The sequence below is a fragment of the Massilia orientalis genome, from assembly GCF_030411975.2.
Taxonomy (GTDB): Bacteria; Pseudomonadota; Gammaproteobacteria; order Burkholderiales; family Burkholderiaceae_D; genus Telluria; species Telluria orientalis.
Map to the genome: position 1 here is coordinate 1 of NZ_JASNRB020000008.1, position 14,713 is coordinate 14,713.

10 protein-coding genes are annotated in these 14,713 nt (G+C 60.6%); all 10 read right to left on the reverse strand.

Translation table 11 applies throughout. The features are described 5' to 3' along the window. Positions 1–396: 396 nt before the first annotated feature. On the reverse strand, positions 397–705 hold the full coding sequence (locus tag QPK29_RS13890; RefSeq protein WP_371772054.1) for a hypothetical protein: 309 nt from the start codon (positions 703–705) through the stop codon (positions 397–399). 21 nt (positions 706–726) lie between these two features. Then, positions 727–1,005, reverse strand: coding sequence for a PAAR domain-containing protein (locus tag QPK29_RS13895; RefSeq protein ID WP_371772055.1), 279 nt, complete (start codon positions 1,003–1,005; stop codon positions 727–729). 63 nt (positions 1,006–1,068) lie between these two features. Next, positions 1,069–2,046 (reverse strand): IS481 family transposase, encoded by a 978-nt coding sequence (locus QPK29_RS13900; RefSeq protein WP_371772056.1) that lies wholly within the window; start codon positions 2,044–2,046, stop codon positions 1,069–1,071. A gap of 249 nt (positions 2,047–2,295) precedes the next feature. Next, on the reverse strand, positions 2,296–2,742 hold the full coding sequence (locus QPK29_RS13905) for a hypothetical protein (protein WP_371772057.1): 447 nt from the start codon (positions 2,740–2,742) through the stop codon (positions 2,296–2,298). Between the two features lie 107 nt (positions 2,743–2,849). Beyond that, entirely contained in the window at positions 2,850–3,275 is a 426-nt protein-coding gene (locus QPK29_RS13910; protein ID WP_371772058.1) for a hypothetical protein, read from the reverse strand. A 185-nt stretch (positions 3,276–3,460) separates the two neighbouring features. Continuing rightward, positions 3,461–3,739 (reverse strand): hypothetical protein, encoded by a 279-nt coding sequence (locus QPK29_RS13915; protein WP_371772059.1) that lies wholly within the window; start codon positions 3,737–3,739, stop codon positions 3,461–3,463. A 6-nt stretch (positions 3,740–3,745) separates the two neighbouring features. Further along, complete coding sequence (locus tag QPK29_RS13920; RefSeq protein ID WP_371772060.1) at positions 3,746–8,593, reverse strand: RHS repeat-associated core domain-containing protein; 4,848 nt, start codon at positions 8,591–8,593, stop codon at positions 3,746–3,748. A gap of 14 nt (positions 8,594–8,607) precedes the next feature. Next, on the reverse strand, positions 8,608–11,724 hold the full coding sequence (locus QPK29_RS13925) for a type VI secretion system Vgr family protein (protein WP_371772061.1): 3,117 nt from the start codon (positions 11,722–11,724) through the stop codon (positions 8,608–8,610). Positions 11,725–11,821: 97 nt separating this feature from the next. Beyond that, positions 11,822–12,835, reverse strand: a complete 1,014-nt coding sequence (gene tssG, locus QPK29_RS13930; RefSeq protein ID WP_371772062.1) for a type VI secretion system baseplate subunit TssG — start codon at positions 12,833–12,835, stop codon at positions 11,822–11,824. Further along, positions 12,832–14,658, reverse strand: a complete 1,827-nt coding sequence (gene tssF / locus QPK29_RS13935; RefSeq protein ID WP_371772063.1) for a type VI secretion system baseplate subunit TssF — start codon at positions 14,656–14,658, stop codon at positions 12,832–12,834. Before tssF ends, tssG begins: the two co-directional genes overlap by 4 nt. Positions 14,659–14,713 lie beyond the last annotated feature (55 nt).

A 14,713-nucleotide genomic window follows, 5' to 3' on the forward strand; every position in this document is an offset into this window, starting at 1 on the left:
ACGCCGGATCATGTCTACCGCGCCGGTGTCGGAGGCGGTGCGCTGATCGTCGACAAGTTCGGCGACGCGGACCTGGAACAAGAAAAAATCGGCAATACGGGGCAGCGCCGGGCAGCTGCAGAAGCGGAAACGGAAACGGACACAGCTTAAACTAGCCGGCTGAGTGTCTTGACTGATGGGTCCACTTTAGAATTCTGGTAGGCCGTGCTGGGCTCGAACCAGCGACCAACGGATTAAAAGTCGCTGGGGCGGCACGGACAACCTTTATTAATCAATGACTTGCAACGCTTGCCAGATGCGTTAACCAGTCACACCAAAGGGGAGGGATGGTAACTTATCAGGAGTCACGTCACAAGTACGTCACATGGTGAGATGGGTGGCCTGTTGGTATGGTAGCTACCCGTATGATCGATCTGTGCCTTCATCCCTACCGCGTGATACGGCATGGTCCATCATTTGCCCAAACATAATAAGCGCTTCGTTCAAGGCTGTTGCTTCTTGTTCCAAAGGAACACCCTGCGCTGCAATGTTCTTCAGATTGTGTACACACGTCGCCTTTAACGCAGCAAACCCAGCATCATCAAGCAGTCCGCCAGCATTGACATGTCGAATAAGCTGAGTGGCGAAATCTTTCATGCTGAGAGCCACAATCCCCAGGATCAGGGCGTTCGTTTCGAGGCCGGCGACGTATTCTTTGACCGACATGGCAACGCTACGCCAAGGCTTTCAACCAACCGTCGCAGGTAAGCTGCCAATCAGCTTGCACCCGCACTCCGTCGTGCATCCCTCGACCGCAACCGGCACCCCGTCGACTGTAAGTGTGTCGTGGGCGGTAATGATTTTGTTTACACCGTGCGGTTTGCCGCCGGGGTAGGGCTGCGGACAGTCAACTTTGTCACCCAGTCGGGCGATCGCTCTTCCCCTGATGTCGTGGTTGGGCGAACCGCTAATCACTGTGCCGCCATGATCGGTTTTATCTCCGACTGTGATGATCTTCAATGACATTTATTTCTCCAGTGGAATTGGTGACGTTAGTAGATCGGTGGGCCGTCCGGCTAATCGCGGCCGTTAGGTGTCGAGTCCCGTTTGATCGTAAACGCGTTTGACAAATAATTCTGGCCGCTTCTTCTGCCATTCCTTGAGCGCCAGGATAGGCGTTTTACTGCCGATGGCGCGTTGTGGAATGTGGTGGTTGTACAGCTTCAGATAGTTTTGCAAAGTGGCCTGCAGGTCGGCGCGGCCATCGAAACGGGTCTGCTGCAGCAATTCGTTGATGCGCCCGTTGAAGCGCTCAACCATGCCGTTGGTTTGCGGGTGGAGCGGCGGTGCCAGGCGATGCTCGGCAGGCAAGGCGGCACAGGCCACGTCGAATGCGTGTTTGCCGCTGGGCTTCTTGTTTTTGGTGGTGAAGCGGTCAGTGAATTGCGAGCCGTTGTCGGTGAGGATTTTGCTGATCTTGATGGGCGAAGCCAGCTTGAGCCGACGCAGGAAATCGACGCTGCTCGCCTCAGTCATATCGCTGAAAATGTGCATGAAAACCCAGCGCGTTGCGCGGTCGATGGCGACGAACAGATAACGCCGCGAGGTCTCGTCCGGCATCTGTGGTAGGTACTTGATGTCGATGTGGATGAAGCCGGGCTCGTAGTCCTTGAAGGTCTTCTTCGGCGTGATCTTCTCTCCCTCGGCTGTCGTAATCAAGCCCGTCAGGCGCGACATGCCTTCACGTTTGAGCAGGCGCGCGATGCCCGCGCGCGAGACGGCCGGATTGATGTACTGCTTCGTAATGAACAGCAGGTCGTCGAGCGGCAGGTAGAGCGACTGGCGCAGGGCCAGGACAATGGCTTCCTGGGCTTGGGGCAGAGTCGTATGCAGCGTGTGAGCGCGGTGCGAGCGATCCTGTACATCGTCGCGTCCCAACCACTTCTGTGCAGTAGCTCGCGTGATGTTGAAAACCTTTGCGGCTTCTCTGGAAGACAGACCGGAATCCTTGATCTCCTGACGGATCTTCGGTGTGGTACGGGCCTGCGGATGAATGCGTGAACTCATGCTGCCAACTGCTCCTGGTGCGATTGAATGCCGGGACTGCTGAACCCAGCAATCAACTCGCCCAGCATAGCCTTTGCACGAAACAAAGGCCAGCTACGGCGAGGTAAATGATCGCACGAAACTAAACAGCTAACGTATATATATGTCTTAGCTGACGCTTGCAGTAGCAACCGGTGATTGCTGCTATAACACCTAGAATTAACCGGCGTGCCGTACTCACGTCCGAGTCAAATGCAATGTAAGGCAGCTTTATTTGAAAACACACCCTTCAAAAGACATATATTGCGCCCCTGAGGAGAACGCTAAATCACAAACGGCCTTGAATTTGGCGCCAGCTTTCAAGGCCTTTAGCTTATTTTCCTGAGCATCATCGGCAGCGGTCAGCCTCGCTAAATCTTGCGAGTCAGCGTGTGTGCCGACTTTCAAAATTGAATCCCCGCTAAGTGATTCGCTAACATCAAGCGCTACGCCTGAAATTAGTACCCGTTTTGTGCTCTCCATAAGCTCCATGGATGAATATCCGGCTTTTTCAAAGCGCCCATAAAGTTTACTCAAATCGACAGCCTTCGGCGCCGGCTCAGCCATTGCCATAGACGTTGCAAGTATAACGTTTGCAGCCACAATGATTTTTTTGAACTGCATAATGATCTCCTTGATAGGTAAACGGAAAAACTTCTGAAAAAAGTCAGACGCCATGAATATTCCGAGATGAAGTAGAGTTGGTTGTTCTTTTTGGCTCTCCAGCTATCAAATGGATTGCATATGCTTTCTGGTTGATCTTGGAGATCTGATTGACGACACGGTTATCGGCTCGGATTGATTTTGGAAATCGTGCCGTCAATTTCATTTATTGATAATCGAAAGTCACCCGATGATCCCGATGAGAAGAAGCATAGCTCGCCGGAAACATAATAAACATCGGAAAATGACGAAGTAGTTAATTCGCTTGGCTTGTTTATTTCAAAGCGAACGCTTCCGTCTGCATTCATGACGTAAGCACGATTTTTTTGTTCCGTTTCGAATGGCCCCTCCACAATGGCAATGCTGCGGAAATCGTTTGACGGCACTGCGAGAACTCCCCATGGTTTCAATACTTCATATTTTTGTCCATTGTGTTCCCATGATGCCCCAACTGGGAGTAGTTCCCTCACTGTTAATCGCTTCGGGTCCTGTATTTTGTCGTAGCTCGGGTCCAGTTCGATATGTCTGAAGTTCTGTAATTTAGTCATTGCCTGTCTCTGTTATTTATCAAGAAATTGCCGAACTTTATCGAGCAACGACTGGATCGATACTGCATTTGGGTGAGGCTTTTCAAAGTCGAACCCTGGTAACTCAATAATCATGAATTTCTCCGTAGGCAACTTGAAAAATTAACTTCCTACCGATTTTTTGTGGGCCCAAAGAGCCTATCTGTTTATTTTCTTGCGAGTTTTCTCATTGCTTGTTCTGCAGCTATAACCGCTTCACCGGCAGGAAGGGAAATCGGCCAATATTCGATAACTAACCTTGATACACGATTTAAATCAGAAAGCGGAATGGATTCAATATTGTTTTCAACCTGTTTCAAGTAAGCGGTTAGAGTCTCTCGAGCAAAATGTAAGTGTTCGGAAGTGACTCCCGAGTCAGGCGGCAACGAGTCGATTTGTTGAAGGGCGAAGCGAAGCTTCGATGCGACGGTTTCGGTTTTAGTCATGACAGCTTATGGTTTACTTAATTTGTTAAGGTCAAGTACGAATTTTTGGACTTGACCACCTGGTAAGCACGGGCCTTGTGCGGATGCTCGGCCTTCGATTATTGGCGTTCCGGGCTCAACTTTCCATTGTTGAACTTTATCCATATCATTCCACTCTTGTTTTACCGCAAGGGATTCCCGAGTAGCAGGAAAAGTCTCGAACAAATATCGGCCCTTTGCATGTGCTTTAGTTCCATCATAATAGCGCAGGCCATATTCATTTTCCCCAGCTGAACGCATTTTTATTGTATCGCGGTCAAACGATTCTAGAATCTCCTTTCGACGCCCTCTCGATATCCCCGCCTCCTTTAGATATTGTGACGCATTTTTTACTCCTGCATATGAAGTGCAGAGACAGCACGCCGTCAGTCCCAACGGATCGATCCAGCTGATCGGATTTGGCGCATATCGATAGAGATTAATGCCGCCCGCAGGGCCAACAGAGTCCTGAGAAAGATAACGGACCGTATCGGGGTCGTAATACCGGTGCCGGTTGTAATGCAGCCCCGTCTCTTCATCAAAGTACTGTCCCTGAAACCGTATCGGATTGCGCATCCCGGCCTCGCGCGCGGCCTGGCTGATCGCCTCCTTCGCTTGCCCCCAAGCCCTGTACTGCGCCGACCACGCAACCGTGCCCTCGCAATCCGTCAACTCCTGCGGCGTACCCAGATGGTCGCACTGGTAGAAGGCGATCTCATCCTTACTGAACGGTTCGGTTTCCTGCTCGTACTCACCGTTCCATAGCGGATCAAGCGCAACATCGTACTTGCCGTCATTGTCCGCCATCAGCGCCTTGACATCGGTGGTGGGCGCCAGTCGAATCGCCCGGTTTCGCGTAGCCTGCACCAGCGGCACGAAGCTGTCGCGCTCGTACACGTAGTGCACCGTCCGTTCGCCCGCGGCATGGCCCCGGTGCACGCTGCTTTCCAGCGCCAGCGTGTCGCCGTCCCAGCCGTACATGGTTCGGGACGCCTGGCTGTGCTTGGCGATGCGCCGTCCCAGCGGATCGTAGGCAAAGGTGGTGACGCCCTGCCGGGTCGTGGCGCGGGTCATCCGGTTGAACGCATCCCATTCATACTCGGCCCGCTCGCCGTTCTGCATACGTTCCACGACGTTGCCGCGTTCGTCGTAGCGGTAGCGGACGCCGGCATATTCCTTGAGCAGGTTATCGAGCAGTTTCGGCAGCGGGACACTGCGGGCAATGGGCTCCTGCTGCGCGGTATCGGGCGCCTGGATGTTGCCGGCCGGATCGAAGGCGAAGGTTTCATGACCCAATGTGCTGATTGCCGCCAGCAGCCGTCCGACCGGGTCGTAGCGGTATTCGAGGTGACCGCGCCGGCTGTCTTCGAGGTTGATCAGCTGGCCGGATGGGTCGTAGCGGTAGCGCCGCAGGATCGCGGCTTGCACGCCGGCTTGGTGCCTCTGGCCGGCCCGCGCGGTGGCGCCGAGTTGCTGTTCGATCAGGCGCCCAAGCGGGTCGTACTTCATCGTTTGCCGCAGGCCGTTGGCCTGGGTGCGGCCGGTTTCCCGGTGCAGCGCGTCGCGCTCGAAGGAGACGACGTCTTGCCCGTCGAGCAGCAGGCCGTGCACGTGGCCGGCGCCGTAGGTCAGCCATTCGATGCAGTGGCCGTCGGGCCGAGTGGTGCCGGTACGCTGGTTGAGTTCGTCGTAGTGGTGGTGCCAGACCGCAGTGCGCCTGTCGGGATGGAACGCTCCCTGGTAGTGCTGGTGCTCGCGCACCAGGTTGCCGGCGTCGTCGTAGAACCATTGCAGGCGGGCGTGTTCGTTCTTCGCTTCAGCCAGCTGGCCGTTGGCGTTGTAGACGAAGGTTTCGATTTGCTCCGGCTGGCCGGGGGCTGCGGCCCGACGTTGCACGAGCCGGCCCATGGGGTCGAAGTCGAGCCGGGTGGTCACGCCGGCTTCCACGGTTTCCGCCAGCACGCCGCTGGCTTCGTCGTAGCGGTACTCGGTGATCTTGCCGTCGAAGCCTTGTTCCTGCAGCAGGCGGCCGACCGGGTCGTACCGGAAGCGGTAGACGCCGCCGTTTTCATTTTCCAGCGCGGACAGGCGGCCGAGCGCATCCCACCGGTAGTGCAGGCTGTGTCCCAGCGCGTTGGAGCGCTGCGCGATCAGTCCGGTCGCGGTGTAGCGGTAGGTGGTGGTGCGCCCGAGCGCGTCGACGTGCGCCAGCAGCCGACCTTCGGCGTCGTGGCGAAACTGTTCCTTGCTGCCGTCGGGGTGGATGACGGCTTCGAGCTGGCCGGGATGGCTGCCGCTGTCGTTGCCTTCGCCGTGCGCTTGCGCCAGCGTTTCGGCACTGAGCGGCGTGTAACGGTAGCGGGTGACGTTGCCGGCGGCGTCGATGCGCTTGACCAGGCGCTTGCACTCGTCGTATTCCCACTTGCTGCTGTGCCCGGAACAGTCGGTGTGGCCGGCGAGCTGGCCGTCCGGGGTGTAGGCGAGTTTCGTGACGCCGCCCTTGGCGTCAAAGACTTCGATTAGCCGGCCAACCTTGTCGTACGCGTACTGCGTCTTGTTGCCGCGCGGGTCTGTTTCCTCGGCCAAGTGGCCCTGTGCGTTGTAGTCGCGCTTCCAGATGCCGCCTTCGCCGTCGCGAATGCCGAGGACGCGGTGCTGGTCGTCATATTCGAAGCGCACCTGGCTGCCGTCGGCGCGGGTGTGCGTGAGCAGGTTGCCGTTGTCGTCGTAACGGTAATGCTCGCTGCTGCCGTCGGTTTGGATGTGACGGACGACGTTCTTGGCGTCGTCGCGGAAGAGCCATTCCTCGCGTCCGTCCGGATACACGACGCGGTAGGTATAGCCGGCGATGTCGTAGTAGTAGCGGGTCTCGTGGCCAAGCGCGTCGGTGACGTAGGTCAGGCGGATGTTCTTGTCCCATTCGAGCCGGGTGTCGTAGCTGCCGTCGTCGGCCCACTCGCGAACCGCCTTGGCGTGAAGCCCGCTGTCGATGCTGGTGTCGTAGGCGAGGTTGATGCCGCGTCCGGTGCGGTCGGTGTAGCGCGTGACGAGGTGGCGGTCGTACTGGTAGTGCCAGGCGGCGCCGTTTTCGTCCTGGGCGCGGATCAGGTCGCCGTGGTCGTCATGGTCGTAGGCCGCGAGCTGGCGCACCAGCTTGCCATCCCTGATTTCCCATAGCGTGCGGATGCGGCCGGTATCAAGGTCGACCTGGGTGCCGGCGTGGGCGACGATGGTCTCGCCCTGCTTGCTGATGATGTCGCTGAGCACCTCCTCGCCGGCGTACGGGCCGGCGGCGACGACGTGGTCGTAGCGCAGGCCGAGCGCGGCGCCGTCGCGGGAATGCAACGCGATCAGCCGGAAATGCTCCTTGCCCAGCTCGGCCGCCTTGGCGCGCACCGTGTCGACCAGCTCGTAGGTTTCGCGCCAGGGACTGGGCTCGCCCTCTGGCAGCGGCTTGCCGAAGTCGAGCGTGAGCAGGGTGGCGCTCATGCGGGTGAGCGTGATTTGCTCGACCGGGTCGTGGTGCCGCTGGCCGATGCCCAGCCACGGGTAGCGGTGGCTGCGGCCGTCTGCGGCGTGATAGAGCAGGGCGGCCGGTTTGCGCTCGCCGACGACGTCGATGCGGGTGCTGTACGGGGTGAGCCAGCGCGCGCCGAGATTGCCGTGGTCAAAGGTGCTCAGCTGGCTGCGGTAGGTGCGGCTCCATTCGATGGGAAGCGGCGCGTCCAGCACGAAGTCAAGGTGGGTGAAGGTTTCGGCGCCGGTGGCGAAGCTGATCGAGCGCTCGGTGCCGCCTTTTGCGGGGCACAGCTTGCAGGCGTTGGCGTCGCCGATGGCCGGGTTTTGATGGCCGGTGGCGGCCAGCTCGTGGCCGGGCTTGTCCTTCTTGTGGTGCGCGCCCTTGCTTGATGGGACGAGCGCCGGATATCGCTTCTTGTGCTTGGTGACGGCGTCGCGTAGCCGCATCAGTATCCACCGGATGCTCATCTGCGCCTGTTCGTCCGCCAGGGCGGCGAGCTTGCCGCGAAATGCCGGCTTGAAGTCGGTGAGGTGCTTGACAATGCCTGTCACGCCCGCAACCGCGCTCTGCGGCAGCTGGCTGGCTGCCGCAGCGACAACGTAGTTCGCGGTCATCTTGTACTGCCGGGCAAGGGCGCCAAGCATGCGGCGCCAGCTGCTTTCCACCTTGGGGTCGTGCAGCTTGCGCTCCACTTCTGCCGAGGATGCCACCTCGAACAGCGGTTCCTTGCCGATGCAGCGGTTGAGGATCTTGATCAGGTCGTCAGCAATGCCGTCGGCAGTATTGGCGCAATCGTGCAATATACCTTCCAGCTTGCCCATCGCGCTGTCGACAAAGGTGTCGATCTCGCCGGCCAGCCTGGCGTTGAGGTGCGCGATCAGCACCTCGATCAGCGCGGCGCCGAGATCCTTGACACCCAGCGCCAGCTTTTGCCGGACCAGGTGCAGCGCCGGCCGCAGGCTCATGCGCGCCGCGCTCATCCCCGGTGGCACCGGAACCACGCCGATCAGGTTGATGCCGAGGCTGACCCATTCAAGGAAATCAATTTCCTTCTTGGCGATGTACTTCTGGATGACCCCCACCACGTCCATGATGGCGTCGATCAGCGCCATGATGTTGCCGATCACCGGCAGGCTGCCGGCCACGGTGCTCAGTCGTTCCAGCGTGACGTAGTCGTAGCTGATCTTGCGCAGCCATTTGTCGAAGGCCGCGGCAGCGGCGCCGATGTCTTGCTGGTCAATCGTGTTGAGCGGCGCGACTGCGACTTCCGGCGCGCGTTGGGCAGGCTTGGATGGGGCTTGCGTGGGTTCGGTCATAGTGGCTTTATCTTTTATATGACGGATTTTTTCGGGATCGAGGGCGCTACTTCAGCGCCGACGCGCGGCAGCGATCCGGGCAAACCGAGGGTGGACGCGACGGCAGCGGCAGGCTTGGCAGCACGTGACGCGCCGTAGGTATTCAGGGCCGTCGCGCTGCCCGGGAGCTTGCCCGCAAGATTGGCCATGCCCGCCTGCCCGACCGACGCCAGCAATGCTTGCGCACCGCCTTTTGGTAGCGACTGCACCGCGGTTGCGGCTTGCTCAGCAGCTTGCGCAATCGCGCCGAACTTGCCCGCTGCGCCGTTGAGACTGGTTGTTGCAGTTTTGGCGCCGGTGAGCAGCCCACGGCTCTGCGCCCCCGGTACCGGCGCTATCCGGTCAGACGTTGCCACAGCATCGGCGCCAGCCCCGGACTGCGCCACAGCTGGCCATTCGGTTCCCTGGCCGAAGTAGCTGCCTTCATCCCACGGATCACGTGGGTCCTTACCGTAGCTGACCGTGGCCATCCCCATTGGCAGACCGCTGACGCTGGCAAAGCCATTTGCATCGAGTTTCCCCTGGTGGACCCTGCCCTCGGCATCGGTGACGGTGTAGTCGCCTTGCTGGATACCTTGGCGCCTAGCGCCTTCCGGATTCACATACTGGTGGTGCAGATCAAGCTGCCCCGGCGGCAACTGCACGGTCTGCGGCAAGCTCGGCGTACCTTCGCTCTTGGCGGGATCGAAGCTATGTTTTGCCGCGTGTTGGCGCCAGATGCCGCTGGTGCCATGGACGATGCCCGATGCGTTCCAGCGGCTGAAGCTGGTGCCGCCGTTGATCACCACCTCTTCCTTTGCCGTGATCGTGATCCGGTTGGCGGTGTGGGTGATGTTGAGCTTGGCCAGGATGTTGACGCTGTCCTTCAACGCGGTGATGTCGATGTCGGCGCTGGCCGCCACCAGCTTCATGCCGGCCTTGTAGGCAAACATGCGCACCGCTTCCTTTACGCTGACGAGCAGGCTCTTGCCCGCGCTCAGGCTGGTATGGCCGCCGCTGGTCAGGGCGGTGTGCTCCACGCTCATCAGGTGGGTTGAACCCTGCGTGCTGGTTTCGATGCCGGCGGGGCTGGACAGGGTCAGGTGAGGAGCCTGGAATTCGGGGAATTCTCCTTGCGCAGGCAGGCCCCCTTGGCCTTTGAGGGCGTCGACCTGCGCCTTCAGCGCGGCGGCGACCTGGTCCTGGTCGCCCGGCTGATGCGCCTGGGCTTGTTGCGCGACCTGCGACAAGCTGTCGTGCAACTCCCGGCCCTGCGCCATGCGCGCCAGCGTCTCCTCCATGTCGGTGATATGGGCGCGGGCGTTCGGCCGTCCTTCGGTGCTGAGGAGCAGGCCCTGCTGTGCGCGCACCGCGCCGTGGCCATCGGTGCGCAGCTCGAAACCCTGGCCGCGCGCATCCTTGCGTCCGGCATTGTCTTCGATGCGGGTAATGTGGCCGAGGCTGAGCTGGCTGGCGAGATGGTCGCTCTTGAGCTGGGCCTGGATCTTTCCATGGGTGTCATCGAGGATCAGGTGATTGCTGCGCCCGCCTGCCGAGTTGCCGCCGCCGGGCGCCAGTTCGCGGCTGCGCAGCCCGGACAGGGCCTGCTGTCCGCCCAGCTTCCACGGCGGCAGGTTGTCGCTGTTGAACACGCGGCCGATGATCATCGGATGGTCGGGGTTCCCGGCGACAAACTGAACCGCCACCTCCTGGCCGACGCGGGGCAGCGCGATGAAGCCCAGGTCGTTGCCGGCCCAGACGCTGGCCACGCGCACCCAGGCCGAGCTTGTCCCGTTGCTCTTGGCGTCCCGGTCCCAATGAAATTGCACCTTCACCCGGCCGTATTCGTCGGTGTAAATGTCCTGCCCCGATGGCCCGACCACGATGGCGGTCTGCACGCCGGGCATGACGACCGCCTTGCTGTTGAAACCGCGCCCCGGCCGCCACGGGATATCTTTGCGCATGCACGTGAACGAACATGTGTATTCCGACTTGGCGTCACGGCCGGCCTGGTAGTTGTTGCTGGCCTCGTGGACGGCCGACAGGATCACATATTCGCGCCTGGCGATCGACTGCTTGGGCGTTTCGTCGTGTCGTACCGGCCGGGGTGCGCCGCTGAAGTGGTCGCCCAGCCGGAAGCTGCGGCCGGGCTGCACGGTGCGGTCGTTGCCGGACGCTTCAAAATATTGGGTTGGAGCGTCGAGCTCTTCCATGCGGCGCTTGGCGAGCTTGTCGCCGTCGTCGTAGGAGGCGAAGGCATAGCCTCCGGTGTTCTCGTAGACTTCCAGCCTTTGCACTTCGCCTTGGTCGTTCTTCGAGCTGCGGGTCTGCGCCAGCGGGCGAGTCCATTTGTAGTTGAAGTTGCCCACGGTGCTGCTGCCCGGTCCGATTTTGCGTACCGGCTGCCACTCGTGGATGCCGTCCGCCTCGCCCGAGCCGGCGTTGCGCCGGAACGGAATTTCGTCGGGGACGTCGACATTGCCGCCCGGCTCGATCGGCCTCGACATCTGCGTCATGTCGCCGATCCGCAGCGTATGCCCATCCGCGCGGTGTTCGTACCAGTAATGCAGGCCGAGGTCTTCCCAGCGGCGGTGCAGGTGGTTGTAATCGGTCTCTTCGTACTGGATCGCGCAGCTGAGTGGCGCATACTCGTTGTAGAGCTCCAGCTTCCAGTCGCGTTGCGGGTAGTGCTTGAAGGTGTCCTCGGTGATCTCGATGGTTGTCCGTTCCAGGAACACGGCGCTGTTCTTGCGCAGTTTCGCAAGGGCGAGCCAAGGCTCCAGGACCATGCCGTAATAGGCGAAGCCGCCGTCAGTCCTGATCAGGCGGAACTCGGTCACGTAGCCGTTAAAGTACCGCAACGTCCCATCCTCGCGCACGAGGGAGACCGTGACCATCTTGCCCGTCATCTTCTTGAGCGGGATGCGTGCGTCGTCCGACAGCACCTCGACCTTGATGCGGAAATCGCGCGACAGGCCTTCCTCGGCAACAAGCTTATTGGCGAGCATGATGGCACCGTCGGGCTTGTCGTTCCTCGGGAAATCGAGCCGTAGCAGGCGGTTGTGTTGTTGATCTTCCAGCGCCGCCAGCTCCCGTGTCGCACCATGAAACACAGCTCTTCTCATTTCGTTAGCCCCGTGCCGTCTTCAAAAGACCTGAATGTAGAGAAAGAAATTGCTGACGTATTGATCAAAGTCTTGCAGGCAAGCGCTACGACGGGCGCAACAGGTAGCGGACGTCCGCCGGTTTGCTGGCTATGCCCAAGCGCGCATCCCAGCCGATCCGCTTGCCCAGCTTCGCGCCGCCAATCAGATCCAAGGGCTCAACGTCTTCCGGCCTGAGCATCACGTGCGCCATGTACCGCAATCCGGGGATGCCGACCAGCGCCAACATCGCTTCCAGTGCGCGGGCACCGGCCGTGCCGGGCAGGAAGCGCTCGAAGTCCGCCTTGCCGAGCGGACCGATGTGCAGCGTGACGCCGAGGTCGTGCCGCCAGGCGCGCACGCCGAGTGCGCCACTGTGGCCGAGCGTGGCATTTTCTCCGCCCATCTTGCATTGCCGGCTGTCGGCGATCTCGTCCCAGCCGCCGACGAACTGCTCGATGGCGATCGGCACGCCGAAGTAATCCGGTAGGATGCAGCCCAGCGCAGCCGCGGACATTGGCCGTTGCCGGAGCATGCCGACATAGAAGGCCATCACGTCGGCATGTGGGTCGAAGCGACTGGATTCCGCAGGTGGCGCCTTGTCATGGCGGGCGCCGAGCGAGAGCACCAGCGGACGGAACGGGTCTTCGCCGTGGACATCGATGGCATGTTCGGGACGGTACTTGGCCCACGCCTTGAAGAACAGGCTGACGCTCCGGTCGCTGAACAGGTCGAAGCAGGCGCGGACCGATTCGTCCTGTTCGGCGTGTTCGTGAGCCGCGACCCACTCGGTATAGTGCGACGGGAGCGTGCCGTTTGCGCCAAGCAGTCCCATGAAGGCCGGCGTCAACCGGACGGCCGTCACGATGCCGGGATTGGGGTTGGTATCGTCGGCCCGGTCGATGCTGTATGACTCGATCTCGCTGGCCGGGAACGCGAGGGAAAGGCTGTTCCGGAAGCGCAGGATGTGACGCAGCGCCCCCTCGGGCGGAATGCCTTCCCGGCGCAGCCAGATCAGCAGCAGGCGCACCGCCTGTATGAACTGGAAGCGGTATGGCGCCGCCTCCAGTCGCGCGATCACGCCAGGTACAGGCTGCCGTTGCGGGGCTGGCATCGGATGAGCTCCTTGCCTGTCTGGTTGGACAGGACGACCAGTTCGGTAAAGCTGTTGATCTGCACGTAGAGGCCCAGGAAGCGGTCGATCACGCGTGCGAAAAGCATCAGGCCGCTCCCGACGAATGCGTCTTCGTCGACCGTGATGTGCACTTCGATGCCGTGCGCGAGCGAAGGGCCGCGCTCGTTCCTGATCCAGGCCGTGGTCGGACGATGGGCCAGGCCGACGATCGCTTCGATTTGCCGTCGGGTGCTTGGTGTTTGCACAAGGTCGTAGAGCGACAGCATCTCGCGAAATCCATCCAGGCCCTCTTGCACGAGCGAATGGAAATTCAGTGTCAGGTGAGAGAGCAGTCGCCATTGCAGGGCCGGCGTCGCCGCAAAGCGCCGGGGCATGGTCGGCCTGCGCACGAACTTGGTTGTGGAGCCATTCGTCGTGCCGGTTGGCGGAGATAGGTCGCCTGTCGGCTGGCCATATTCGATCCGGCACGGCAGGTCCCGATTGGTACACGTGAGTTCCACCGATACGGTGGCCTGTTCGCAACTTACCGGATCGAAGTCCGCGTCGACGAACGCAATCCGGTACTCGTGGCCGGCATCAAGGGCCTCGTCGCGCCGTACCACATAGTAGTGTCCTCGCTTGGCCAAGCTTTCGCCGTGGCGGAGCGAATAAAAGGGCCGGAAGTCGATGAGAGACGAGCCCTGTTCGTCTTGACGCAGCATCCGTACGGCATCGACGGTGTGGATGTCGTAGGCCCAGGCATGCTCGGCATCGGAGAGCAGTGGATAATCGGCGCGCTCATGCGTGACGAGGATGGGCACGGCGTTCTGGCGGAACAGGTTCACGACCGGGGCGCAGCCAAGCAGGAAGTTGTTTGCGGACAGGGTCGTCAGCAGCCCGGCCTCATGCGAATCCGCACGCACGTCTGCCAGCAGCAGATGCAGCGTGATGCGGCGGCATTCCGCCGACACGTGCGGCACGATGTTCGCCAGATCGATGTCGATGAAGTTGAACTTCTCGGGGAAGGTGAAGTATTCGGTGAGCAGCCGGTAGGCCGGATGCGAGCGTGGCGAAAACGGGACGAGCGCCTCGTCGTCGGCGAATCCGACGGCCGCGAGCGGCACCGACGGTAGCCGCTTCCATTCTCCCGACGCGGTCTCGATACAGGCCATCGCGATCCGCCCTTGCAGAATGTCGCGCGCGACGGCGACAACCGACGCCTCGCCGTCCAGATAGACGCGCAAGGTGCTACCCACGAGCGACGTGAATCCCGCTTGTTGATCGCTCGCCTCGATGTCGATGGCCAGGCTGGTGCCGCTGCCTGCGGGTAAGCGGATCGAAGGAGGGACGTTCAATGCCAGGTTGAAGCGAGCTTGCGTCAGGCGCACCGGCAATTGCTGGATGTCGTAGCACGTCCTGAACCGGCATTTGACGCCGCCGATCGGCGCAGAATGCAATTCAGTGCCCCGTGGGATAAGCGGCCCGGATGTCGCTTCGGGGGGATGGCTGGCCTGCATGATCGCGCATGACGGGAAGGGACGTAGGTAGTGAGGGAACAGCGTTTCGAGAAACGACTCGGTGAACCGGGAATAACCATCCTCCAGCGACTTGTTTACCCTGGCGGTCAGGAGCGCCGTCGCCTGAATCAGTCGCTCGGTGTGCGGGTCGCCGCTTGCACCATGACCGATTTGCAGATGCGAAGCCAGGCCGGGAAACCGCGCCGCAAACTCCGCCGCACGTTGACGGAGGAGGCTCAACTCTTGCTCGTAATGAGGAAGCAGGTCTTTCATCGAAAGCGTTGGGAGAGCGTTGCCGAGAGCGTCATTATTGACAGTCAGAAAACAC

What these genes read in the sequence shown, in the direction of transcription:
- QPK29_RS13890 (WP_371772054.1), bottom strand. Translation starts at nt 705, where the DNA reads ATGTCGGTCAAAGAATACGTCGCCGGCCTCGAAACGAACGCCCTGATC.
- QPK29_RS13910 (WP_371772058.1), bottom strand. Translation starts at nt 3,275, where the DNA reads ATGACTAAATTACAGAACTTCAGACATATCGAACTGGACCCGAGCTAC.
- QPK29_RS13900 (WP_371772056.1), bottom strand. Translation starts at nt 2,046, where the DNA reads ATGAGTTCACGCATTCATCCGCAGGCCCGTACCACACCGAAGATCCGT.
- QPK29_RS13905 (WP_371772057.1), bottom strand. Translation starts at nt 2,742, where the DNA reads ATGGCGTCTGACTTTTTTCAGAAGTTTTTCCGTTTACCTATCAAGGAG.
- QPK29_RS13895 (WP_371772055.1), bottom strand. Translation starts at nt 1,005, where the DNA reads ATGTCATTGAAGATCATCACAGTCGGAGATAAAACCGATCATGGCGGC.
- QPK29_RS13915 (WP_371772059.1), bottom strand. Translation starts at nt 3,739, where the DNA reads ATGACTAAAACCGAAACCGTCGCATCGAAGCTTCGCTTCGCCCTTCAA.
- tssF (WP_371772063.1), bottom strand. Translation starts at nt 14,658, where the DNA reads ATGAAAGACCTGCTTCCTCATTACGAGCAAGAGTTGAGCCTCCTCCGT.
- QPK29_RS13920 (WP_371772060.1), bottom strand. Translation starts at nt 8,593, where the DNA reads ATGACCGAACCCACGCAAGCCCCATCCAAGCCTGCCCAACGCGCGCCG.